Origin of the sequence: Flavobacterium jumunjinense, assembly GCF_021650975.2 — a bacterium.
Classification (GTDB): Bacteria; Bacteroidota; Bacteroidia; order Flavobacteriales; family Flavobacteriaceae; genus Flavobacterium; species Flavobacterium jumunjinense.
The window spans coordinates 3431282-3455285 of the sequence record NZ_CP091285.1 but is presented as its reverse complement, the minus strand read 5'-3'; the positions used below and the strand labels follow the sequence as shown (position 1 = coordinate 3455285).

General features: G+C 30.6%; 22 protein-coding genes. 5 read left to right on the top strand and 17 right to left on the bottom strand.

What is annotated here, in order from left to right; translation table 11 throughout:
- The first annotated feature begins 226 nt into the window (after nt 1–226).
- Nucleotides 227–934: a hypothetical protein gene (locus tag L2Z92_RS15600; RefSeq protein WP_236455326.1), complete on the top strand. Its 708-nt coding sequence runs from the start codon at nt 227–229 to the stop codon at nt 932–934.
- A 107-nt stretch (nt 935–1041) separates the two neighbouring features.
- Here the strand turns inward: L2Z92_RS15600 and L2Z92_RS15595 are convergent, their stop codons facing one another.
- From L2Z92_RS15595 to L2Z92_RS15580, 4 genes are all read right to left on the bottom strand, one after another.
- Nucleotides 1042–3474 carry a TonB-dependent receptor domain-containing protein gene (locus tag L2Z92_RS15595; RefSeq protein ID WP_236455324.1) on the bottom strand — a complete coding sequence of 811 codons (2433 nt, stop codon included), beginning with the start codon at nt 3472–3474 and terminating at the stop codon, nt 1042–1044.
- Entirely contained in the window at nt 3455–4822 is a 1368-nt protein-coding gene (locus tag L2Z92_RS15590; protein ID WP_236455322.1) for an HTTM domain-containing protein, read from the bottom strand. The genes L2Z92_RS15595 and L2Z92_RS15590 overlap by 20 nt, the downstream gene beginning before the upstream one ends.
- Before the next feature lie 11 nt (nt 4823–4833).
- Complete coding sequence (locus L2Z92_RS15585; protein ID WP_236455320.1) at nt 4834–5946, bottom strand: imelysin family protein; 1113 nt, start codon at nt 5944–5946, stop codon at nt 4834–4836.
- 63 nt (nt 5947–6009) lie between these two features.
- The gene (locus L2Z92_RS15580) at nt 6010–7215 is read right to left on the bottom strand and encodes a DUF4856 domain-containing protein (RefSeq protein WP_236455318.1); all 1206 of its coding nucleotides are present in this window, start codon (nt 7213–7215) and stop codon (nt 6010–6012) included.
- Between the two features lie 332 nt (nt 7216–7547).
- Here L2Z92_RS15580 and L2Z92_RS21545 point away from each other — a divergent pair, with 332 nt between their 5' ends.
- Both L2Z92_RS21545 and L2Z92_RS21540 read left to right on the top strand, forming a co-directional pair.
- The gene (locus L2Z92_RS21545) at nt 7548–7721 is read left to right on the top strand and encodes a hypothetical protein (RefSeq protein WP_379678098.1); all 174 of its coding nucleotides are present in this window, start codon (nt 7548–7550) and stop codon (nt 7719–7721) included.
- A gap of 86 nt (nt 7722–7807) precedes the next feature.
- Nucleotides 7808–8098, top strand: coding sequence for a hypothetical protein (locus L2Z92_RS21540; protein ID WP_379678126.1), 291 nt, complete (start codon nt 7808–7810; stop codon nt 8096–8098).
- 2 nt (nt 8099–8100) lie between these two features.
- Here L2Z92_RS21540 and L2Z92_RS15575 read toward each other — a convergent pair whose 3' ends face one another.
- The 5 genes from L2Z92_RS15575 to L2Z92_RS15555 form a co-directional block, all read right to left on the bottom strand.
- Entirely contained in the window at nt 8101–8499 is a 399-nt protein-coding gene (locus tag L2Z92_RS15575; protein ID WP_236455312.1) for a hypothetical protein, read from the bottom strand.
- Nucleotides 8500–8549: 50 nt separating this feature from the next.
- Nucleotides 8550–9413: a hydroxymethylglutaryl-CoA lyase gene (locus L2Z92_RS15570; RefSeq protein WP_236455310.1), complete on the bottom strand. Its 864-nt coding sequence runs from the start codon at nt 9411–9413 to the stop codon at nt 8550–8552.
- Between the two features lie 30 nt (nt 9414–9443).
- Nucleotides 9444–10490: a quinone-dependent dihydroorotate dehydrogenase gene (locus L2Z92_RS15565; protein WP_236455308.1), complete on the bottom strand. Its 1047-nt coding sequence runs from the start codon at nt 10488–10490 to the stop codon at nt 9444–9446.
- A gap of 75 nt (nt 10491–10565) precedes the next feature.
- Nucleotides 10566–11060, bottom strand: a complete 495-nt coding sequence (locus L2Z92_RS15560) for a hypothetical protein (RefSeq protein ID WP_236455306.1) — start codon at nt 11058–11060, stop codon at nt 10566–10568.
- Between the two features lie 4 nt (nt 11061–11064).
- A complete protein-coding gene (locus L2Z92_RS15555; RefSeq protein WP_236458872.1) occupies nt 11065–11829 on the bottom strand; it encodes an MBL fold metallo-hydrolase in 765 nt (254 codons plus the stop codon).
- Between the two features lie 121 nt (nt 11830–11950).
- On the opposite strand from L2Z92_RS15555, the gene L2Z92_RS15550 reads away from it, so the two are divergent.
- A complete protein-coding gene (locus tag L2Z92_RS15550) occupies nt 11951–13393 on the top strand; it encodes a TonB-dependent receptor (RefSeq protein ID WP_236458871.1) in 1443 nt (480 codons plus the stop codon).
- A gap of 38 nt (nt 13394–13431) precedes the next feature.
- On the opposite strand, the gene bcp is transcribed toward L2Z92_RS15550, so the two are convergent.
- Entirely contained in the window at nt 13432–13884 is a 453-nt protein-coding gene (gene bcp / locus L2Z92_RS15545; RefSeq protein WP_236455304.1) for a thioredoxin-dependent thiol peroxidase, read from the bottom strand.
- 67 nt (nt 13885–13951) lie between these two features.
- Between bcp and L2Z92_RS15540 the strand changes: the two genes are divergently transcribed.
- Nucleotides 13952–14611, top strand: coding sequence for an endonuclease III domain-containing protein (locus tag L2Z92_RS15540; protein WP_236455303.1), 660 nt, complete (start codon nt 13952–13954; stop codon nt 14609–14611).
- A gap of 31 nt (nt 14612–14642) precedes the next feature.
- Here L2Z92_RS15540 and L2Z92_RS15535 read toward each other — a convergent pair whose 3' ends face one another.
- The 7 genes from L2Z92_RS15535 to L2Z92_RS15505 form a co-directional block, all read right to left on the bottom strand.
- Nucleotides 14643–14786, bottom strand: a complete 144-nt coding sequence (locus L2Z92_RS15535; RefSeq protein WP_236455301.1) for a hypothetical protein — start codon at nt 14784–14786, stop codon at nt 14643–14645.
- A 51-nt stretch (nt 14787–14837) separates the two neighbouring features.
- On the bottom strand, nt 14838–15422 hold the full coding sequence (locus L2Z92_RS15530; protein ID WP_236455298.1) for an RNA polymerase sigma factor: 585 nt from the start codon (nt 15420–15422) through the stop codon (nt 14838–14840).
- 245 nt (nt 15423–15667) lie between these two features.
- Entirely contained in the window at nt 15668–17080 is a 1413-nt protein-coding gene (locus tag L2Z92_RS15525) for a carbohydrate-binding protein (RefSeq protein WP_236455296.1), read from the bottom strand.
- Between the two features lie 21 nt (nt 17081–17101).
- The gene (locus tag L2Z92_RS15520) at nt 17102–19024 is read right to left on the bottom strand and encodes a beta-1,3-glucanase family protein (RefSeq protein WP_236455293.1); all 1923 of its coding nucleotides are present in this window, start codon (nt 19022–19024) and stop codon (nt 17102–17104) included.
- 176 nt (nt 19025–19200) lie between these two features.
- Complete coding sequence (locus tag L2Z92_RS15515; RefSeq protein ID WP_236455291.1) at nt 19201–19959, bottom strand: glycoside hydrolase family 16 protein; 759 nt, start codon at nt 19957–19959, stop codon at nt 19201–19203.
- Between the two features lie 4 nt (nt 19960–19963).
- Nucleotides 19964–22282, bottom strand: coding sequence for a beta-glucosidase BglX (bglX, locus tag L2Z92_RS15510; RefSeq protein ID WP_379678103.1), 2319 nt, complete (start codon nt 22280–22282; stop codon nt 19964–19966).
- 69 nt (nt 22283–22351) lie between these two features.
- Complete coding sequence (locus tag L2Z92_RS15505; protein WP_236455289.1) at nt 22352–24004, bottom strand: glycoside hydrolase family 16 protein; 1653 nt, start codon at nt 24002–24004, stop codon at nt 22352–22354.

The window sequence follows — 24004 nt, the reverse complement described above, 5'->3', positions numbered from 1 at the left end:
TTGCATCTCATCTTTTTTTAGGCCAGGTCTCTTGCCAAAACAGTTAAATGTAAATAAATACGGTAAAAACACTTATAAAGTATATAAAAAATATAATTAAAGTTAAAAAACACAAATTGTTACTGTTATTACTAATTTTTAATAAAATTGTTATTAAATACAACAAAATTTTCATAATTATTTCGTTTCCATATATTTACAAAATAAACAAACAAATAATTATCAAATGAAAAAAAATCTAAAGCTACTTTCGTTAGCATTGGTTGCAGCTTTGTACTTTACAAGTTGTGAAAACGACTCGAACACTAAACCGGTAGAGCAATCGGCAGATCTTGAGAACACTTGGGAAACTCTTGATCCTAATTTAATTGCAAAAATTGATGCAGAAATTGATGAGAAAATTGCTACATCAAAGGCTTCAACAACTATTTACAGGAATTTTAGACTCATTGTAGATGCCAACACACCTTCTGACATTATTGCGCTTGCAAAACAAGAAATCGACCAGATGTATGCTTCTGGTATGAAAGCGACTACGTTAGCCAAAATGGATAATGTTACGGGTATATATTTAGCTCCTACAGGTAGTAGAGGAATGTATTATAGTAATGGTCGTGTTGTTATTAACGACTATACTACGTATAGAAGAGTTAAACAATCTACTTCTGGTGTGGTACCTCATGAATTAACTCATTATTATCATGACAGGCATTTATCGGGTGGTTTCGGAAATTCTACAGTGAATAGTCTTTACAATAATGCGAGAGCAAATCGTATTTATCCTTCTTCTGCTTATGTTTTATCTAATAGAGTAGAATATTTAGGTACTAGTGTTGAAGCTTATTTTTCGGGTACTAGCCGTCCTCCTTATGATAGAAATTACTTAAGTCAACAAGATCCAAATCTTAGAAATTTTATAAATGCAAATTTTTAATATTTTAGATTCTTTTTTTGATTAATAAAGCGGGCTTAAAGCCCGCTTTACATTGTATATATATTTTAATTCTAAAACCTCATTTATATAAAAGCAACAAACTTATTCTAAAAAACCAATTCTAATGTTGCATAAAAAACTCTTGGTTCTGATGGAATAATTCCTGGTCCTGGATATCCAGTTGCTCTCCTTGTGAAATACCAATTATTGAGTACATTATTAACTCCTGCTTCTAATTTGAAATTTTTCCATTTATAAGAAGATGAAAAATCTAATACATTATAGGCTGGTATTTCTCCAAAAATACCATAGGTATTATCATTAACATCTATTGGATTATTTTCTGCATTTGTGAACTGAGATGAAACATAGGTGAACTGTACACTTGTTAAAAAGTTTTTATACCCTACTCCGGTTCCTAATTTTAAATTATAGTTGGGAACAAATTCTACTTTATTTCCTTTTATATTTTTAATATCCGACTCTAAATATTCTGAATTGGTGAGTGCTAAATTTGAAAATACACTCCAAATAAAATGATCATTTTCTCTAAAGAATGTTTTGCTTATATTCCAATCAATTAAAGATTCAAATCCATAAGTAAGTGCTGTTCCAACATTGTCTCTATATCTAACAAGAGCTGCACTACTAGGTACTTGCGTTAGGTATTCACCAATTTTATCATTGTAATATAGAGCATAAACACTCGCATCGAAAGATACATTATCTAGTAACTTTCCTCTAACTCCAATATCTGAAGTATAACCATTTTCATCAGTTAAATTTTCATCTATTGCTGCACTTGGGTTTGCAGTACGAATGTCATTAAACGTTACAGATCGATAATTTTGAGAAGCATTGGCATATATTTCTAATCCGTTATTCATTTTATAGCTTAAGCCTAAACCAAAAAGGAAAAAATCTCTTTCTTTTATGTTTTCCTCAAACACGGTTTCGTCTAACAATATGTTTCCTGCCAAATCGGTATTTATTTTTCTATAAAATCCGTTTGCTTGTGTTTTTATATTCTCATATCGAAACCCTGGTGTTATTGAAAATTTAGGTGTTATTTTGAATATATTCTCTCCAAAAACTGAAAAGTTTAAATTGGGATATGCGTAATCTGATTGGGTTCTATAATTTGGAAATTCAGCAGTTGCTAAGCCGAAATTAGCATCGCTTCCTGAGCTTCCTGGCCCTTGAACACCTGAATTTTTTGCCTGATAATATTTTGCTCCAATTAAAAAAGCATTATCATTACCAAAGAATTTATATTTTTTTAAATAACGTGCCTCTGCTCCCCAATTGACAAAATCACCTAGAATTAAATCTCTTACTGTTCCTTCTGTATCTGGATTTGAAACTCGATTGGAACGATATCCTAATGCCTTTCTTGATGCATCGAGACCAAATAATTGCAATGAAAAATCGGCATTATGTTCGAAATGATGCTTGAAACGTAAGGCAAAAAGATTCCAATCTACTTTGAACCAGTTTCTTGATCTATTACTTTGTTCTGGGTTTTGAGCAAACATAAAATCGGTTAAACCACCTGCTTGTTGTGCCAAATAATTGAAATGCGTATAATCTAAATGTAACGAAGTGTTTTTTGTGAATTGATAATTTAAATTAACAAAAAAAGATTTCGAATCGAACTTAGAATTAGGTCTAAAACCATCTCCTTGCTTGTAATTATAATAGGTATAATAGCTAAATTTTCCTTTGGTTCCACTTAAACTAGTGAAGTTAGTAAACAAATTATAAGACCCTAATGTTGTTCTTGTTACTAATTCTATTGGTTTTTCAACGGGTTTCTTTATCTTAAAATTTATCATTCCACCAAATTGAGTTCCATATTGCAAAGAAGCTGCTCCACGAACAATTTGAATACTTTCTAGTGCTTCTGTAGGTGTGGCATAATAACTTTCAGGATAACCTAAAACGTCAGCACTAATATCGTAATCATTTTGACGTGTATTAAAATTAGCTGTTCTATTTGGGTCTAAACCTCTACCTCCTAAGGACAATTGTAAACCACCATCATTACTCTCATTAATGGTTAACCCAACTACTTGGGCAAAAACCTGTCTTGAATTGTTTGTAGCTTTATTGGCCGTAATTTTGTCTAAACTAATTACTTCTGTTTTCTTTCCTGCATAAATCGCCGTTTCTTCAATGTCTTTCAATTTATTTATAGCAAATAATTTTTCATTTTGCTTAATAAGTACTACTTCGGAAAGATTGGTTTCCAAATCATCTAAAACAACTTTCAATTCTTTTACACCTGCTTCAATGGTGATCTCTTTAATTTTATAATTCGCTTGAAAAAAAACAATAACGTTGTTTCCTTTAGTTAAATTTTTAATTTCAAAGATTCCGTTTTCATCTGTACTGAAGAACTCATAAGTTGCTTTGTTATAAATTTCAACAAATTCGAGTCCTTTTCCTTCTTTATTGGTTACTTTTCCTTTCACACTATTTTGCGCAAACAATGTTGTGGTTACTAGTAAAAGTAAAATATTATAAGCCTTTAATTTCATCGTTAAATGGTAATATCCAAGTTTTATGTTGGAATGATTCGTATTCTTTTGCTAAATCAATATTAGGGTCTATGTAGCGTTTACTCAATCGTCCGTTTAGTGCTACATAACTATCCACAGTAACAATAGGATCATTCATTCCTATCTTTTCATAATAGTCATGCAAATAATGAGCATATTGCAATATAAAATCGGGTTGAAATGACATCTGTTTTTCTTGAAACGCTGTCAAAAAACGACTATTGTCAATGTGTTTGGTTTGTTTTGTTTTGGAGTCTGTCACATAAAATTGCGTATATCCTGCTTTTTCCATTAGCATCACTCTCCATGAAAACCGAAAACCTTCTTCTGTCCAAAATAATTCGTCTGGATAAAGCAAATATCGGAAAGGAAAAGTTATTTGAAAGAAAATAAAAAAGGCTAAAAAACCAATTCTAATCTTATTTATTGGAAGCTTTATATTGGAAAGTATACTTCTTCCGCTTTCAAAAATAGTAGCGTTTATTCGAAATATTCTGAAAATTGAATCCATCACTTTTTTATGAAAAGAAGCATCAAAAAAGATTAAAGTACTAATTATCATCACATATGGAAAAACACCAATAGGAAACAAAATTTTTGTTACAATATGAAATACAACTACGAAAAAGAATCCAAAATTTCGTGTTCGTTTATTAAATAAAAGAAACGGAATGATCAAGTCGTAAACTGCTCCTGTCCAACTAAAGGCATATTGCACCCAAGTTTCGTGTAAAAAACTTCCGAATATTGGAACATTAGACTGATTAGGTAACCAAATTTTTAATGGCATAGCTTCTATTAACCAATCTGAATTTAGTTTTGCTAATCCTGCATAGAAATAGACAATACATAGCATTATTTTTATTATGTCTATTGTCCAAGTTGGAATTACTTTAAACCTTAGTTTTTCATTTCTATAAGCGTCAACAGAATAAGTTGCATTGGCTGGCAAGAAAATAAGAATAAAACTTACTAAAGAAATAAAATAGTAATGATTTAAATAGGTTGTTTTATCCATGAGTTCTATATAGGTAAAACTCAAGAAAAAAGTAATAATTGCTATTCTATATTTATAACCAATGGCTACAAAAAAAGCTGAAAAACCACAAATTATAAATAACAAATAAGTAAAATAACCAAATGGTTTTACCCAATCAAAACCATAAAAAGTGAAGTGAAATTTTGGTTGAATATAGAATTTATCGACCCAACCATAACTTACAAATCTAATAATACTAAATAGCATCATTAAACCAAACGCTAGCCTAAAGAAAGCTAGCGTTATGGATTGTGATTTTTTATTTAAATAATCTTGTATCAATTTCAAGAATTTATAAATTAATCGCCATCAGCATCTACATAATCAACTGTTATGTTGAAAGCAGTCATCATATCTAATTTAAAATTAACTACCAATCTTTGTAACTCATCATAACTTGCAAGCATTGCAGTATTATTTGTAGTTACTTGATTTGAAAAACTATCACTTAAAAGTGCGTTTGTCGAATTGATTGTCGCAAATTGATTATTGATTATATCACTCAATTTTTGACCATCTCTAACCGCATTTAAGTAATCTAAATACGATTTTAAACTTACACCGACTGTAGCACTATTAAAGTGTTTTCCATTAAAAAAATCTTTAGTTGCTATAATAGATTCGTTTAAAAGCTCTTTAGAGACATCATTTTTATAATATGCTTCTACTTTTTCTGGAAAAGTTGTTCCTGTTGAAAATATTCCAGCCGAGATACCAATTTTTCCAGCTCTAATATCTTTTTCATAGTATTTCACAAAACTATTTATTGTTTTATTAACCGAACTACTAATTGCATTACCATTACTAGCAATATAAGTTGCTCTGTAAGAAGTATTCCAATCTGTAACTACTAAATCAATATTCGATTTTAATGTATTTGATAAATCTGTAAGATATTGTTTGTAAGCCGTTGCGTTTCCATTAGATACATAGAAATCTATGATTTCAGCATCTGTAACAGCTAAACCGTTTAACATATAATCTAATGCTGGAAAACCTTGTTTATCATATTGTGATAATAATGCAAAGTTATAACCTCCATTTGTAATGTTAGTTGTAATTCCTGTTGCACTTGTTGGATAAGTATTGGTAGCAGCATTAAAATTAATCTCTTCTGCTTTACCAATATTGAATGATCCAACATACTGATAGGCTTTATAAGCTTCTAACCATGCAGTACGTAGTACATCTAGGCTCGTTTGATCTGGTGTTGTTGTGAAAGTTGTTGTACTTGCTTGAAGTGTTGCTACTTTCGTTTGATAATTTGTTAATCTAGGAATGATCAAATTATCTGCCCAATTTGTCAGTAATTCTGTTCTGTTATAATCGTCTCCACTTGTACTAGAATCATTATCGCTCGAACATGAAACCAAAGCGAGTAGAGAAAGAAGTATAAAAAATAATTTATTCATTTATTAAATTTTTGCGAAATTAATCTAAAATTATTGGACTACCAATTAAGCAATTACTAATTTTTAGTTAACTGTCTCTGCTTGTGCTACTGTAAATCCAAAACGAGTAGCAATTGTATTTGCCATTGCATCAATGTTTGCGTTTAAGTAATCCACATCCCAAAAACCATTTGTTCCAGCTTCTAAATCTGCTAAGATTGCATTTACTTCTGCTTTAGATAAATAAGGTGCATCAGTGCTTGGGTTATTTGTATAACGTAATGCCATGATGAAACCGTAAGCTTCTGAAAGTGCATGAAATGCTTTTGCACCATTATCCGTAATTAATTTCGCTTTTCCGCTTTTTAAGTAATATACCGCTCTAACTGCTGGTACCTTCGCTAATTGCTCTTTAATGATTTTAATTTGTGCATCTCTAACAGCATAATCATTTGCTACAATTGCAGCTCTACCTTTTCTAAAAGCTAATTCTATATCTGCCTTAACATTATTAAAGTCAACATCTGCATTTACTTGGTTAATGTAGCTGTCCCAAAATTTTCCTCCACCTGCACCATAGATGTAACCATAAGCTTCATCCCATTTGTGCTCCATGTTTGTATAATTTTTTCCTGTAACTACTACTTTATTAGTATTATCAACTCTATTTGTTGCTTCGTCTAAAACAGCAACACTTAAATAATTGTTAAGCACTTGATCCATTAAACAAGCACCCATTAATCCTTTTAATAAAATTTGTTGAGGCTCTACTCCATTTGCTGCAAAAAGACGTGTTGATGATCCATCTACATAAGAACCCGCTGTACCTGCAACTGCAACATTACCTTGACTTGCATCATTAGCATTTAAAAATTGAGCTTCAAAATTGCTTCTTATTTCAACTTGTTCTGCTGAAGAACCACCTCCGCCAAAGTTTACAAAATAATCTTTTGAAGCCGCCGTTTTATCTTTTAATTGTTTTCCTGAAGTATTTAAATCTGATGTTGAAAACGGATTATTTGTATTTGTATACATGTTTTCTAAAGTAGCAACATCTACCACTGTTCCAGCTGTTGCGTGTCCTTTAATATAATTCCCTAATTCTTCTAACATTAATATTCTGCTCGTTTGTCCACCAAAATCAACAGTTGTTGCACTGTTTCTTTCAAATGTATAAGTTTGTGGAACAGATAAACTATTTTCTTGCACAGCATCATCGTTATCTGAACATGATGTTAATATGAAAAGAGCTATTGAAAGTGAACCTAAAAAGTAATTAGTTAATCGCATTTTATTATTTATTTAGATTTATTTAAAATAATTGTTTCTGCAAAAATAATAACTAAAATCAAAATAGCAAACTTTATTTAGAATAAATTAAAATAAAAACAGCAATAAAAAATAGAGATAAATACAATACATTTGTTATTAAACATTTACAAACTTAAAAGCAATAATTTTATTATTTACTGAAACTTTAATTATGACATTGATGATAATAATTATGTATTCATCAATAAAAAAATATGGAATTGCACCTTTATTGATATTCTGAGGTTCTATAGAGTTTTACAATCTATATTAGCAGGAAGTGCTTATAATGTTTTTTTTTCGATTTGTTTGTGTTTTCTACAGGTTCGTCTGTACTTTTTACTTCAACACTTTTTTGTGTATTTTTAGTATTCCATACTGAAAGTCTAAAAAAGACAAGAAGCTTAATTTATGGCTTGATATTTTCTAACATTGCAATAACACACTTATCCTATTATTTTCTTAGAACAAGTTATCATGGATGAGCATTCAATTAATTTAGAATATTTAAAAGCCATTTTTAATTTTGATTTAAATATATTTCTAACAGGAAGAAGTCTTTTATACATAGATTCCATGTTATGAATTCTTAAATTATAAGTTTTCTAAAAAATACATTTATTTAAAAATTTTAGTTTCAACAGCTGTAATAAGTCTTTTCTATTCTGTTTTCTTTTATACGATAGTACTTTACACCGAATACAATTATAGTAGTCTTTTGCTTGGTAATATTATTGGTAAACAAATTTCATTTCTATTCTTTAGTTTTGTTATTTATATCTATTTACTTGTAAAAAATAGAAGCCATAAAAAACCTACTCCTAAAAATATGCGAGACGTTTTTAAAATATTTAGCTTTTAGGATTAACTAAAAAAAGAAAAATTAATAAAACGAACTATTCCCGAAAAAAAGAATATAGACATACTTATCAATCCCGAAAACATAGTAACTCCCATTCCTGTTTTATCTTCTATAGATTGCCCTAAAGCATTAAATGAGCTTATATTGAGCAAAAAGAAGACTATTGTATAAATTGCAAAAGTTGACCAAAAATACGGTGAGTAGAAAAGTAATACTCCTAATATTGCAGACCCTATCATTGGAATATAAAAACAAAATGTTGCAAACTTTGAATTTGGACCTTTTACTTTACAATATTTAATTATGAAAAATAAAGTTAGGAAAATAAATAGAAAAGCAGGTATAAAAACTTCATACCATCCTAGATATTTTAAATACGTTTCTAATTTTAAATTACTCATCTAATAAATTTTTAAACGCTTCTGATGCTTTACTTATAATAAATAACGAATTAATGATAATTATCGAAAATTTTCAACGCTTCATTATAAGAACTTTCAAAGCTAATTGCATGACAATCTGTATCTATTTTATTGGAAGTAAAATAGGATAGTACTTTTTCAGTTGGCATATTTCCTGTTAAATCGTCTTTTGCCATTGGACAACCACCAAAACCTTTAATTGCCCCATCAAATCTTTGGCAACCTGCTTTATAGGCTGCATCTATTTTTTCAAACCAAGAATCGGGTGTTGTATGCAAATGTGATCCGAATTCTATGTTGGGATATTTTGGAATTAAATTTGAAAAAAGATAATCAATAACTTCTGGAGTTGAACTTCCAACAGTATCGGAAAGAGATAAAATTTTAACTCCCATTTTTGCCAATTTTTCTGTCCACTCTCCTACTATATCAACATTCCAAGGATCTCCATAAGGATTTCCAAAACCCATTGAAATATAAGTTACTACTTCTTTATTATTAACATCTGCTATTTCTAAAATTTCTTGTAATGTAATTATAGATTCTGCAATTGTCTTATGTGTGTTTCGCATTTGAAAGTTTTCCGAAATAGAAAAAGGATAACCTAAATATTTTATTTCTGGATGAACAGATGCAAATTGTGCTCCCTTTGTATTGGCAACAATTGCTAATAATTTACTCTTTGTTTGAGACAAATCTAGCTGTGCAAGAACTTCTGCTGTATCTTGCATTTGTGGAATAGCTTTTGGAGAAACAAAACTTCCAAAATCTATAGTATCAAAACCAACTCTCAAAAGAGATTGAATATATTGCACTTTTTTTTCTGTGGGAATGAAGTCCTTAATACCTTGCATAGCATCTCTTGGACATTCAATTATTTTAACTTTCTTCATTTGCCCTCAAAGATAAAAAAGAATTGTGTTTTACGAAATCGTTTTAGCACTTAATATTGCTTTATTTATCTCTTTAATTAATTTTGGTCCTTCATAAATAAAACCTGTATATAACTGAACTAAACTTGCACCTGCTTTTAACTTTTCTAATGCATCTTTTGCCGTGTGAATTCCTCCTACTCCAATTATTGGAAAAGATTTATTGCTTTTTTCAGAAAGAAAACGAATCACTTCGGTTGAACGATTGGTTAATGGTTTTCCTGAAAGCCCTCCTATTTCTTTTTTATTTTCTGCTTCCAGTCCTTCTCTAGAAATTGTTGTGTTTGTAGCAATTACACCAGCAATTTTTGTATCGTTTACAATATCTATTATATCTAATAATTGTTCATTAGTTAAATCGGGTGCAATTTTTAATAGAATTGGCTTTGGTTTTTCTGTTCCTTTCGAAGTGACAGGCATTGCTAAGTTTTTATCTTGTAATGTTTGTAACAACTCTGTAAGTGGTTTTTTATCTTGCAACTCTCGAAGGTTTGGAGTATTAGGGGAACTTACGTTTACTACAAAGTAATCTACATGTGTGAACAAAGCGTCAAAGCAAATTTCGTAATCTTTTACAGCTTCTTCATTTGGTGTTACTTTATTCTTACCTATGTTTCCGCCAATCAATACACCATTATTTCTTTTTAATCGCTCAACAGCTTCTAAAACACCTCCATTATTAAAACCCATTCGATTAACGATAGCACTATCCTCTTTTAAACGAAATAATCTCTTTTTAGGATTTCCTTCTTGCCCTTTTGGGGTTAATGTACCTATCTCTATAAAACCGAAACCAAAATTCGACAACTCTTTATACAGCTTAGCATCCTTATCAAAACCAGCAGCTAAACCTACAGGGTTTTTAAATTTCAATCCAAATACTTCTGTTTCTAATCGTGTATCTTTTATTTCATAAATATTTTTAAAAATAGAAGAAAAACCAATTGAACTTAGAAAACGAATTAATGAAAATGTAAAATGATGTACTTTTTCTGGATCAAATAGAAAAAGAATTGGTCTGATGAATAGCTTATACATAATAAAATTTAGTTGTGTTGTGCAAAAATAGAGATTACTCTGTAATAAAAAAGCTCCATGATGGAGCTTTTTTAATTATTCTTGTCTTTGTCTTTCATAAAGGATAGTTTCTACCGTTTCAAAATCGGTTGGTTTATCTGCATTATGAAAATATTTTACTAAAATTTGTCCCCAAAGTTCACCATTCGAAAATTCTGCAATAATCCATCTGTGGTTTAATATCTTTGCTTTGTTTACTATGAATATTTTTCCTCCAATTGGTTCATAAGGAATTAAAGAGTTTCCATTTTCGTTAGCATTCATTTCTTCTAAATCTTCATTCACTTTACTCATCACCTTTTGATAATCTAGTTTCTGAGAATAGTAATACTCTTGTGCATCTTCATCTTTTTGAATATCAAAATAATCTCCATATTGAATAGAGTCCATCTTTTTTTCTGTAGATGCTAACACTGCTCTAACTAAAGTCACTTCATTTTCTTTTGCGTCTAATATTTTATTAGAATTTACATATTGAAAAATATTAACTAAAACTGAAAAAATAAATAGGTATAAAAATGTATTCTTCATAATATTAAATTGAAATTTCTAAATTATCGTATGCCAAATAAACATCTTTTGGCAATTTTTGTTGTACTTCTTCATGAAAACCTAAAAGGTGGCTAATATGTGTTAAATATGCCTTTTCTGGCTGCACCAAAGATATAAAATCCAACGCTTCTTCTAAATTAAAATGTGTATTGTGCGGTTCTTCCCTCAAACAATTAATAACTAATACTTTACATTTTTTTATTTTATAGATTTGGTCTTCTTCTATCGTTTTTATATCTGTCAAATATACAAAACCTTTAATTTTATAACCAAAAACTTGTAAACTACCATGTAATGCATTAATTGGCTCTATAAGATAATTTTTAACTTTAAAATTTTCGTTTTCTTTCACTTCATTGGCTAAAATTGCAGGAGCACCAGGATATCTATTTTCCAGGGCAAAAATATAGTCAAATCTTTTTTCTAAGTTTTTCAAGACTCTTTCATGTGCATATACAGGAATATCACCTTGTTTAAAATAAAAAGGACGAATATCATCTAAACCAGCAGTATGATCTGCATGTTCATGTGTTATCAATAAAGCATCAATAGTTTCACATTTAGATTGAAGCATTTGTTGTCTAAAATCGGGGCCACAATCAATTACTACAGAAAAATCGTCGGAATGAATCCAAACGGAAACCCTTAATCTCTTGTCTTTTTGATCTTTACTCAAACAAACAGAATGGTTACTTCCTATTACTGGAATACCCTGAGAAGTACCTGTTCCTAAAAAATAAACTTTTATATCACTCATATTTCACAAAAATAATAATATTTGTAGTAGATTTTATCATTTTAACTAACTTTGCATAAACTAAAGAATTAATTACTGTTAGTACCAATAAAAAAACACTTTAATGAAAAGTATAATTACAGACATCAGACTAAGAGGTGATAAAGTTATTGAACAAATTCCTTCAATCAAGGATAAAGCACTAAGAATTAATCTAAATGAGAGTATCTATGGTACTTTTGCAGAGATTGGTGCGGGTCAAGAAACGGTTAGGCATTTTTTTAGAGCTGGGGCTTCTTCAGGAACCATTGCAAAAGCGATGTCAGCTTATGACAAGGACTTTAGTGATGCCATTTATGGTATTGAAGAAGATGGTCGATATGTTACAGAAAGTAGACTTCAAAAAATGTTAGCCCATGAAAATCAGTTAACAGAAGAGCGTTTAAGAAGAGATAAACATCCAAATAAAATATTTTTTAGTTATGCAAATACTGTTGCTACAATAGATTTTGCTAAACAATATAAAGGTCATGGATGGGTTGGTATTAAATATCAAGTTGAACCAGACGAAGACTATAATGAAATTACGCTTCATATTCGTTTTAAAGAAACGGATGCTAAATTGCAACAAGAAACTCTTGGTATACTTGGAGTGAATTTAATTTATGGTGCTTTCTATAAATATAATGATCCTAAAAAATTATTACGCTATTTATACGATCATTTAGATAAAGATCAATTAGAAATTGATACTATTAACTTTTCTGGACCTCGTTTTGCCGATGTAGACAATCGTTTAATGAGTCTTCAATTAGTGAAAAATGGTATGACAGACGCAGTAATGTTTGGGCCTGACGGGAACAACATTTTGCCAGCTGCTGTTTTATATAAAAAGAACATCCTTGCTTTAAGAGGTAGTTTTAGACCTGTTACTAAGGTAAACATGAATATGTACACTAAGTCATACAATATGTTTATTGAAGAAAAAAAAGTTGATCCTGAAAACACTTTTGTAGTTTTTGAAATAACACTTTCAAACCTTAAAGCTGAAGGAGAAATTGATGAGCGTGATTTCTTAGACAGAGCAGAATTACTTTGTTCGTTAGGACAAACCGTTATGATTTCTAATTTTCAAGAATATTATAAAGTTGTAGAATATTTCTCTAATTATACAAAAGCTAGAATGGGATTAGCTATGGGTGTAAATAATTTAGTAGATATATTTGATGAGAAATATTACCGTCATTTATCTGGAGGAATATTAGAAGCTTTTGGTAAATTATTTTACCGTGATTTGAAAGTCTATTTATATCCAATGAAAGAAGAAGATGGAACGCTTATTACTTCTGACAATTTAAAAGTGCATCCAAGAATGAAAGAATTATATAAGTTCTTCAAATTTAATGGAAAAGTTGTTGATATTACTGATTTTGATGAGAAAAATCTAGAAATATTCTCTAGAGAAATCCTTAAAATGATAGGAAACGGTGAAACAGGTTGGGAAGAAATGCTTCCAAAAGGAATTCCGGAATTAATTAAAGAACATCAATTATTCGGATACCAAAATAGTAACTAAAAAAACAAAAAAAGAGTCAAACAAATTGACTCTTTTTTTTATTTTAAAATTTGTTCAGCGTGTGCTTTCGTTTTTACTTTTTCTATAACTTCATCAATTATTCCGTTTTCATCGATTACAAAGGTAGTTCTATGAATTCCATCATATTCTTTGCCCATAAACTTTTTTGGTCCCCAAACTCCAAAGGCTTCAATTACAGATTTGTCTTCATCTGCCAACAATGGAAATGGTAATTCATTTTTAACAATAAAATTAGCTTGTCGTTTTGCACTGTCTGCACTAACACCTAAAATGGCATAATTATTCGCTTGAAAACGTTCGTAATTATCTCTTAAATCACAAGCTTCTGCTGTGCAACCAGGTGTACTTGCTTTAGGATAAAAGAAAACTACTAATTTTTTACCTTTATAGTTTTCTAATGTATGTGTATTCCCATCTTGATCTAAACCTGTAAAATTTGGCGCTTTATCTCCTTTTTTTAATGTTGTCATTCTATTTTTTTTAAAGTGTTTAAAGTTTAACTTTGTAAAAGCTATAACAGACTATAAAAGTACAAAAATGACCAAAGCAGAAAAAATAACATTTGTTATAAATACGTTAAACGAATTATATCCTGAAATACCTGTTCCGTTAGATCATAAAGATCCATATACCTTATTGATTGCGGTTTTACTTTCTGCACAGTGTACAGACGTAAGAGTCAATCAAATAACACCACTTCTATTTGCAAAAGCAGATAATCCATATGATATGGTAAAAATGAGTATTGAAGAAATTAAGGAAATTATTAGACCCTGTGGTTTATCTCCAATGAAATCTAAAGGAATACATGGTTTATCTGAAATTCTAATTGAGAAATATAACGGAGAAGTACCCCAAAGTTTTGAAGCTTTAGAAAGTTTTCCTGCTGTCGGACATAAAACAGCAAGTGTTGTTATGAGTCAAGCTTTTGGTGTACCTGCTTTCCCTGTTGATACACATATTCATCGTTTGATGTATCGTTGGAATTTGACAAATGGAAAAAACGTTCAGCAAACAGAAAAAGATGCAAAAAGAATTTTCCCAGAAGATTTGTGGAACGATTTACACCTTCAAATTATTTGGTATGGTAGAGAATACTCTCCTGCAAGAGGTTGGGACTTAGAAAAAGACATAATAACCAATACAATTGGTCGTAAGTCCGTTTTAGAAGAATATTATAAAAAAAATGCTTCATAATTTAAAACTTATGAAGCATTTTCTAAAATTATTAATTAGCAATAATTTCAAAAGAAAGATTTTTTATTTTAATCATACTCAATGATTTAGAATAATTGATTAAAAATGAAATTGTTTCTTTTTTAGGTGACATTTTTTGAGATGTCGATTGTTTTTTAGAGTAAAGTTTTGCCATAGAATTTTTTATGTTATTTATTCTATAACGCCCTAGAAAAACAAATATTGTTTAAACACTCAAAATTATTTGATTTTTTTCAATAATCTTTCTAAGATTCATAATTGCATATCTCATTCTTCCTAATGCAGTATTGATACTAACTCCAGTTGAATCAGCAATTTCTTTAAAACTTAAATCTTGATAAATACGCATAATAATCACTTCTTTTTGATCATCAGGAAGCTCATCAAGGAGTTTAGTTAAATCTTCTTCTATTTGTTCAGTGATAATTTGTTTTTCGACATCTAAGCTTGAATCAGATAAATAAGAGAAAATAGAATATTCATCAGTATCTCTCTGCATTGGCATTTTTTTAGATTTTCTAAAATAATCAATTACCAAATTATGAGCAATACGCATTACCCAAGGTAAAAATTTACCTTCCTCGTTGTATGATTTAGTCTTAAGTGTTTTAATTACTTTAATGAAAGTATCCTGAAAAACATCATCGCAGATATCTCTATCCTGAATTTTAGTATAAATAAAACCGTAAATTTTTGATTGGTGACGTTCGATTAAAATAGCTAAGGTAGACTCATCTCCTTCAACATATTTTTTTACAAGAATTGCATCTGAAAGTGTACGATTATCCATAGTGATACCTTTTAGTTAATTTGAGTTAGTTTTCTAAAAAGTATTTTTATTGAATAAGCGTTTTGTTTTTTGGATTTATATCTGAGCCAAATTTAACATTTTTTTTTATAAAAAAACAAATAGAACTCAAAAAAAGATTTAAAAATTATTCTTTTTAAATTATTTGCGAAAAATTAAAGGAATAAAGAAACAGGAATAAGCCTAAACCTATTCCTGCTAATTTTACTATTATGAAAAAGAGCTCCCTATTTTTTTATAAATCGAATGTTCGTTTTTACTTGATTCTCTTCAATAGCAATTTGATATATCCCTTTTTCTAAATCGGTAACATCTATACTATTGTCTTCAACTTTATACTCTTTAATTTGCCCTTTCATGTCTACGACATTAACCTTTGATTGAGACATTTCCTTTGTAAAGAAAAGTATTGAATCAGTTGGGTTTGGATACACAGATAAAGGTGCTTCAATTTTATCATTAACAACTGTACTATCTGTTTTAGAATTCATTTTTGTAATTTTTATCCAATTTATATTTACACCCGAATTCTGAATAAAGATTCCAAAGTTATACGTTCCAGAATTTACATTTACCGATTGGGAGACTGTTTGCCAATTTTGCCAACCTCCAGTATTTGGTATATTTACTGTTCCTAACGGAATTGTTCCTGCATTTAAATCGGATGAAATTTTTGCTCCGTTTACAGCACTAGCCACTCTGTATTCAACTAAGTAATTACCAGAACTTGGAAAATTAATAGCATTATATGCCATCCAATCTCCTCTATCTGCATAACCAACATTCAATCCTCCATTTATATCAGTAGTTGGTTCCGTTTGAATTCCATTCATTGCAGAATAATTTTCAGCTTGAATTAATACTGAGGGTTGACTTGTTGTTTTCTGATAGACCCTAACATAATCGACTAACATCTTTGCAGGAAATCTGTTATTATCAATAGTGAAACCTGGCCAATTTCCTCCAACTGCTAAGTTCAATAATATAAAGTAATTTTGATGAAATTCATTTGTACTATTAACACCATTTGCAATATTAACTTCGTGAAATTTAGCGCCATCAATAAACCATTTTATTGAATTTTCATCCCATTCTACAGTATATGTATGAAAAGCAGTAATATCGTTTATACTCGTATTTCCTCCATAGGAAACATAACCATTATGATCCCAATGAATTGTACCAAATATTTGGTTTCCTGCGTTTACATGCTCCATAATATCAATTTCTCCACATTTAGGCCATCCAACATTTGGATCGTAAATATTGTCGCCCAACATCCAGAAAGCTGGCCATATTCCTTGAAATGATGGCATTGCAATTCTTGCTTCCATCTTACCATATTTCCAAGATTTTTTCCCGTAAGTTTTCATTCTTGCGGATGTATAATTGGAACCGCCTATTGCTTCTTTTTTAGCTGTAATAACAAGGTTTCCGTTTTCGACAGTCGCATTTTCGCGTCTGTAATTTTGCAGTTCGTTATTTCCCCAACCATCGTTTCCGGTTTCAAAAACCCAATCGGAACTGATCGTGTTCGTAAATTCGTCTTGCCAAACCAATTGCCAATTTTGACAAAAAACTGTATTCATTAAAAGTAATAAAAACAGTGTATATATTATGTATTGATTTTTTGTTTTCATCTGTATGAGATTTTGTTATTATTATTTTTTAACGAATTTTTTAGTTGTTTTTTGTCCTTCATTTTCTAATACTATTGCATAAATTCCAGGTTTTAAACTTGAAACATCTATGCTTTTATTATCAAATACAGGTAAATCTAAATAAATTACTCTTTGAAAATCAATAATTTGAATTGTGGAATTTTTTAAATCCGTTTTAAAATTTAAGGTGTTTTCAACTGGATTAGGATAAATTGTAAAATCTATTTTTTCTGCTAAAGCATTCGTTTTTAATAGCGTATTGGTTTTTGTGATTTTTATCCAATTTAAATTTACTCCTGAATTTTGAATAAAGATTCCAAAATTATATGTTCCAGCATTTACATTTACTGTTTGAGATACAGTTTGCCAATTTTGCCAGCCACCAGTATTTGGAATATTTACACTTCCTAATCCTATTGCTCCTGCATTCAAATCTGATGAAATTTTTGCTCCATTTATTGCACTAGCTACCCTATATTCAATTAAATAAAAACCTGATGTTGGAAAGTTAATATTCTTATATGCCATCCAATCTCCTGCATCTGCATAACCTACGTTTAATCCACCACCAACGTCTGTAGTAGTTTCTGTTTGAATGCCACTCATTGCAAAATAATCTTCTGCTTGAATTAAATTTGAAGCGTTATTTGTATTATAAAAACCTCCAAATGTTGCAATTACTTTTGTTGGTTGATTTGTATGTAAAGAAGGAGATTGATCTGCAACATCATCATAAGCAAATCCATAAGATAAATTATCAACGCTTATACCATATGAATGCCAAAATTTTGCATAATGATTCATAGGGTTACTTTTGTAAAATTGTGCGGTATTGTACCAGTTTTGTTGCCCTGGATTTGCACTCGTTACATCAACCATATGTCTGTTAATTGCTGCTGTTAATTGTGCTTGAATAACTAAATCTAAGTCTCCATCAACCAATCTTCTATCTAATACTCCTTTTCCTTCTAAAGCTTCCTGAGTTGATGGTCTATGTTGTACTCTTCCTGTTCTTCCTGTAAATCCACCAGATTGACCTACAACTCGTAATTCTTCTCCGTAAATTCTACCTTTAAAAACACCTGCGTGACCTGCATAAAATATCAAATCTTGATTTTTGTATTTACTCCAAATAGCATCAATATAGGATTGCATATAATTTGCATAGGGTCCAACTGATGTTCCACCTGTTCCATCTGCAAATGGAGCTGTTTTAGATGGGGCTGTAATTTCTCCCGATGTTGTATTCAAACAACCTTGAAACTCAGCTGGTACATTGTTTTGAAATAAAGAAACAATTTGCGCATGAGATTTTATTTCTCCTACTCTTTTTTGATAATTGTTTGCTCCAAATAACTCTAATCCGATTGGGTATTTATAGGAATCTACACGAGAAGGATTGCCAAAAAAGCCCAATTGATTGTTAGTTAATTCTATAATTTCATATAGGATTCCATTATTTGGATCCGTTGGATTTAATGGGTTATGACCCGCATATCCAGAAGGAGCACCCGATGCACCAAAGAAGTATAGATACATTTGCGAACCTTTAGAAATAAAAACCCTACAACCTTCTATAAGTGGCAAAGTAAAAGTCTTATTAGAGATTTCGCTTAATTTGGTAAAACAGTTTGCATATTTACCATTTCCTCCTGGTCCTTGATTTCCTCCTGGTGTTGGTCCTTGAACCGTATTATAGGATGAATTCATTGGAAAAATTTGACTTGTCTTTGGGTTTACCCAAACATGTTGACCTGTATTATAATTTTTTCCTACAATTGCTACATAGAGTTCGGAATCGTTAAATGTTGAATTGTTTTTAATTTCAAATGGTATTGGCCCCTGACCATACCCTAAAGCGGTTACTAATAAGACGAATACGATTTTCCATCTTGAAAGATTTTTTTGTTTTGTTTGTTTCATGTGTTTGTTTGTTAAATGTTTAAAAGATTAAGATTTTCAAAAAATAGTTTTTGTTCTCTATTCTTGAAATTTATTGTTATTTGTTTTACTTATTTTTGATATTTAATTAGTTAAAAAAACGGTTACATTACAAATCAAAAATCCTATTCGATTTGTTATCAATTATACTAGACAGGTTATTGATACACTTTTATATAATCGATACTAAATTGTTGCGGAAAAATTTTATTATCAATATTTGGCCCTCCAAAATTCCCACCAATTGCAAGGTTAATAATGAAATAGAAAGATTGATCATAGGGCCATGTATTTTCATCTTTTAGTTTAGGCTGAAAAGTGTACACCAGAATTGAATCTACAAAAAAGTCAATTTTATCTTTCGTCCAATCGATTCCATAAGTATGAAACCCTTCTTCTATTGTTTCTATTTTTGTTTTCTTAGTGTTAATTGTGTTTCCATGACTGTCTTTAGTATGTAAAGACGTGAAAATAGTATGCGGTTCTTTACCGATATATTCCAAAATATCAATTTCTCCACATTTTGGCCAACCCACTTGAGGTATATTTGATCCTAACATCCAAAATGCTGGCCACAACCCTTCACCAGTGGGTAGCTTTGCTCTAATTTCTATGCTTCCATATTGAAATTCTTTTTTATTTTGAGTTGTAATTTTAGTTGAAGTATAGGTAGTTCCGTTATAATTAGCAGAAATGGTTAAAATTCCATTTTCAACTTTATGATTTTTATCTGTATAGATTTGTGCTTCATTGTTTCCCCAACCACAAAGGTTTGGACAACCATTGCCAACTTCAAAATTCCAAATCGAATCGTTTAATTTCGAGCCATTAAAATTTTCTTCCCAAACTAGTTTTTTATTCTGATGTTGTGAAAAAGAAAAATTACAGAATAAGAATAGTATCCAAAAATATTTCATTTGATTATTTTTTTACGAATTTAAAATTAGACTCTAGTGTTTTATCAGAGCTTCCTCCAATGAAAACTTTAAAACCTCCTGGTTCTGTTTCCCATTTTGAATTACCTGAATAAAAAGCTAACATTTTCTCATCAATTAGAAACGTTATTTCTTTTGTTTCATTTGCTGCTAATTCTACCATTTTAAAATCTTTCAACTCTTTAACAGGTCGTGTTACGCTTGCCACAAGGTCTCTAATGTAAAGTTGAACGACTTCTTTCCCTTTTAAACTACTATTGTTTTTAAGCGTAATGGTAACTTTAATCTTTTCATTATTTGTAACACTAGTTTTATCTAATTTTAAATTGGAATATTGGAATTTTGAATAACTCAATCCGAACCCAAACGCAAATAATGGAGTATTTTCTTCGTCTATATAATGCGACCAAAAAACACTTTCTGGCTCATTCATTGTAGGTCTTCCTGTATTTTTATAATTATAATAAATTGGAACTTGACCAACGCTTTTAGGAAATGTCATTGGCAATTTTCCACTTGGATTATAATCTCCATATAAAACCTCAGCAATAGCATTTCCACTTTGTGTACCGAGATGCCAAGCTTCTAAAATGGATGGAATGTTCTCTTTTGCCCAAGGAATAGCTAAAGGTCTTCCGTTATTCAATACTAAAACAATATTTTTATTTACTTTATAAACTGCTTCCAACAATTGTTGTTGTAAACCTGGCAAACCTAAATCGGTTCTACTTCTTCCTTCTCCCGATTGTAGACCATGCTCACCTAATACCATAACCACAATATCTGCCTGTTTTGCAATGGTAATCGCTTCATTAAACCCAGATGAATCTGTTTCATTAATTTTCGTTTCCCACATAAATTGAGTACGACCAATAGCAACATCAGTTCCTTTTGCATATACTAATTGATTGTCTTTATATTGCTTCATACCTTCTAGTACAGAAATTGCCGATTCATCATCTGCTCCAATTCTCCAACTACCTAACGGACTTGTTTTATCTGAAGCTAATGCTCCTATTAAAGCTATTTTTTTTCCTGACTTTGGTAAAGGCAAAAGCTTATTTTCGTTTTTAAGAAGTACAATAGATTTTTTTGCGATGTCTAATACTCCCTCATGAAATTCTTTTTTACCAACTGTTGCTTCTTCATAAACCTCATCGCAATATTTATAAGGATCATCAAATAAACCTAATTCAAATTTTACTCTAAGAATACGTTTTACAGCATCATCTATTTGTTTTTCTTCAACTTTCCCTTCCTTAATTAAGATTTTTAAGTGATCTATATAAGCATATGATTCCATATCCATATCGGAACCTGCATTTATTGCTATTTCTGCAGCTTCTTTACTATCTTTTGCATATCCGTGTGCAATCATTTCATTAATTGACCCCCAATCTGAAACTATAAATCCATCAAATTGCCATTCTTTTTTAAGAATCTCTCGTTGTAAATAGTTATTGCCTGTTGCTGGAACACCATTTAGTTCGTTAAATGAATTCATAAACGTTTTTACACCCACATCTACAGAAGCTTTAAATGGTGGTAGAATAATGTTTTGCAAAGTTGCTTCACTAACATCTACAGTATTATAGTCTCTTCCTGATTCTGCAAAACCATATCCTGCAAAATGTTTCGCACAAGCGAGAACTGTTTTCTTAGAAGTCAAATCGGTTCCTTGAAAACCCTTAATACGTGCTTCTGCAATTTTACTTCCTAAATATGGATCTTCTCCTGCTCCTTCCATGACCCTTCCCCATCTTGCATCACGAGAAATATCAACCATGGGTGCAAAAGTCCAGTTTATTCCTACTGCCGCTGCTTCTTCAGCTGCAATTTCAGCCGATTTCTGAATAGCTTCAATATCCCAACTGGCTGCTTCTGCTAAAGGAATTGGGCTTATTGTTTTATAACCATGAATAACATCAAACCCAAATAATAAAGGAATTCCTAATCTGGTTTCTTCAACTGCAATTTTTTGTAAAGCATACACTTCTTTTGCTCCTTTTACATTTAGCATAGAACCTACTAGGCCTTTTTTAAGGTTTTCGTACTTCATTGCGGCTTGTCCTTCTTTTGGAACTGGTCCTGTAATTTCCCAAAAACCATTATATTGGTTCATCTGACCAATTTTTTCATCTAATGTCATTAATTGAAAAACAGAATCAACTCTAGCCTCTATATTATCAGGCTTGTTAGAAACTGTTTTTTTTTGATTTGAAAAATTACAACTTGTTACAAGAAGTATAAGCGATGTAATAATTATATATTGTAATTGTTTGAATTTCATTATAAAGTGTATCATTACTATTCAATCTTTATGAAGGTTATTACAACCTCCATAAAGTTGAACAATTAAAAAAAAATAAATTGATTATTGATAAATTCTTACATAATCTATTTCCATTGCAGATTCTGTAAAACTAGGGCTTATTGCTCCTCCAAGATTTCCTCCCATAGCAACATTTAGTATCAAAAAGAAATCATTATTGAAAGGAATAGTACTATTATTTGGCATGGAATGAAACAATTGATCGTCTACATAAAAATTAATTGTCGTTGGACTCCAAATGGTTTTATAAACATGGAATTGTGAAGAAGCACCTGTAATAGTTGTAGAGCCTGTGACTCCATTTCCTCCAGAATTCCCAGGGAAATGAAGGGTTGAAAGCACTACGTCTGGATTATTGCCAACATATTCCATTATATCTATTTCTCCACAAGCTGGCCAACCAACTGTAGCATGGTTTTCGCCAAGCATCCAAATTGCTGGCCAAGTACCTCCTCCTACTGGTAGTTTTGCTTTAACCTCAACTTTACCGTAAGTAAATTCAAATTTGTTTTCTGTTTTTAATCGTGCTGATGTATAGTTTGAACCACTAAAACTTTCTGCTTTAGCCGTTATTTTTAAATTTCCACCTTGCACAATTACATTAGTAGCACTATTGGTATAATGTTGAGATTCGTTGTTTCCCCAACCACCTGCACCTAAATCGTAACCCCACTTTGATGGATCTGGAACGCCGTCTGTATTAAACTCATCTGAAAAAACTAAATTTGTATAATCTACATCTGGTACTTGCACAGGTTGTACTGTTGTAAAAGTATGATACCAAGCTAAATCTGGGTTATTACCCATAACAGCTCTAACTACCATTCTATTACTCGTAATTGATAAAATTTCATAAGAACTTTGACCAATATAATACCCCATAAATCCATTATCAGAAAAATTTAGCATGGTTCCTCTTGTTTGAGTGGCTGCATTTGCATTTGCTGTAATTACTGATTCCGAAGGACTTAAATTTATTGTCTTTTCACCCGAAGTAGTATAGTTATAACAAAAATCAGAGCCGCTACTTCCTCCTACTACACTTTCATAGGTTGCATTAAAAAAAGTTTTACCTCCATTGTTCAATTCATATTTTAAAAGATCTCCTTCTTTGGTAAAAGTTAAAACATTTTCATACAAACAGCCTGAATCTGTGCTTCCTGCTTTTTCCCAAGGAGCTGCTTGATAATAAAATGGATAGTAGTTTTGAGTCTCATCTGTATTATTAGGTCCAACACCAAAGTGACCAGCTTCTGATGCAGAAAAATACCAATTTTGAGTTGTTCCAGCTGTTAATAGTTCTATAGCTTCATTGTCGGTAAAATCGCTTCTAACCTCAATTGTTATTATTGCATTACTAGAAACTCCACCTTTACCAGAGGCAATAGCTGTAACTGTATACTCATTAATGCCTGTTTGTGTAAATCTTTTTTGAAAAACTCCATTAGGTGAATTTTGAGAGGTTCCATCGCTAAATACATACTTATAAGAGATTGCATTGTTTGCAGTAGTTGTAAACTTTACAATACCTGAACCATCTCCGTATGGATTTGTGCTATCTACTCCTTGAATAATTGCTTCTATTTGAATATTAGTAGGAGCACTTAGATCTCCAAATGCATTATCTTCTTCTTGACAACCTATTATAAACAATAAGGATATAATAAGTAATAGGTTTATAGTTATCTTTTTCAT

What these genes read in the sequence shown, in the direction of transcription:
- L2Z92_RS15600 (WP_236455326.1), top strand. Translation starts at nt 227, where the DNA reads ATGAAAAAAAATCTAAAGCTACTTTCGTTAGCATTGGTTGCAGCTTTG.
- L2Z92_RS15595 (WP_236455324.1), bottom strand. Translation starts at nt 3,474, where the DNA reads ATGAAATTAAAGGCTTATAATATTTTACTTTTACTAGTAACCACAACA.
- L2Z92_RS15585 (WP_236455320.1), bottom strand. Translation starts at nt 5,946, where the DNA reads ATGAATAAATTATTTTTTATACTTCTTTCTCTACTCGCTTTGGTTTCA.
- L2Z92_RS15580 (WP_236455318.1), bottom strand. Translation starts at nt 7,215, where the DNA reads ATGCGATTAACTAATTACTTTTTAGGTTCACTTTCAATAGCTCTTTTC.
- L2Z92_RS15575 (WP_236455312.1), bottom strand. Translation starts at nt 8,499, where the DNA reads ATGAGTAATTTAAAATTAGAAACGTATTTAAAATATCTAGGATGGTAT.
- L2Z92_RS15570 (WP_236455310.1), bottom strand. Translation starts at nt 9,413, where the DNA reads ATGAAGAAAGTTAAAATAATTGAATGTCCAAGAGATGCTATGCAAGGT.
- L2Z92_RS15565 (WP_236455308.1), bottom strand. Translation starts at nt 10,490, where the DNA reads ATGTATAAGCTATTCATCAGACCAATTCTTTTTCTATTTGATCCAGAA.
- L2Z92_RS15560 (WP_236455306.1), bottom strand. Translation starts at nt 11,060, where the DNA reads ATGAAGAATACATTTTTATACCTATTTATTTTTTCAGTTTTAGTTAAT.
- bcp (WP_236455304.1), bottom strand. Translation starts at nt 13,884, where the DNA reads ATGACAACATTAAAAAAAGGAGATAAAGCGCCAAATTTTACAGGTTTA.
- L2Z92_RS15540 (WP_236455303.1), top strand. Translation starts at nt 13,952, where the DNA reads ATGACCAAAGCAGAAAAAATAACATTTGTTATAAATACGTTAAACGAA.
- L2Z92_RS15535 (WP_236455301.1), bottom strand. Translation starts at nt 14,786, where the DNA reads ATGGCAAAACTTTACTCTAAAAAACAATCGACATCTCAAAAAATGTCA.
- L2Z92_RS15530 (WP_236455298.1), bottom strand. Translation starts at nt 15,422, where the DNA reads ATGGATAATCGTACACTTTCAGATGCAATTCTTGTAAAAAAATATGTT.
- L2Z92_RS15525 (WP_236455296.1), bottom strand. Translation starts at nt 17,080, where the DNA reads ATGAAAACAAAAAATCAATACATAATATATACACTGTTTTTATTACTT.
- L2Z92_RS15520 (WP_236455293.1), bottom strand. Translation starts at nt 19,024, where the DNA reads ATGAAACAAACAAAACAAAAAAATCTTTCAAGATGGAAAATCGTATTC.
- L2Z92_RS15515 (WP_236455291.1), bottom strand. Translation starts at nt 19,959, where the DNA reads ATGAAATATTTTTGGATACTATTCTTATTCTGTAATTTTTCTTTTTCA.
- bglX (WP_379678103.1), bottom strand. Translation starts at nt 22,282, where the DNA reads ATGATACACTTTATAATGAAATTCAAACAATTACAATATATAATTATT.
- L2Z92_RS15505 (WP_236455289.1), bottom strand. Translation starts at nt 24,004, where the DNA reads ATGAAAAAGATAACTATAAACCTATTACTTATTATATCCTTATTGTTT.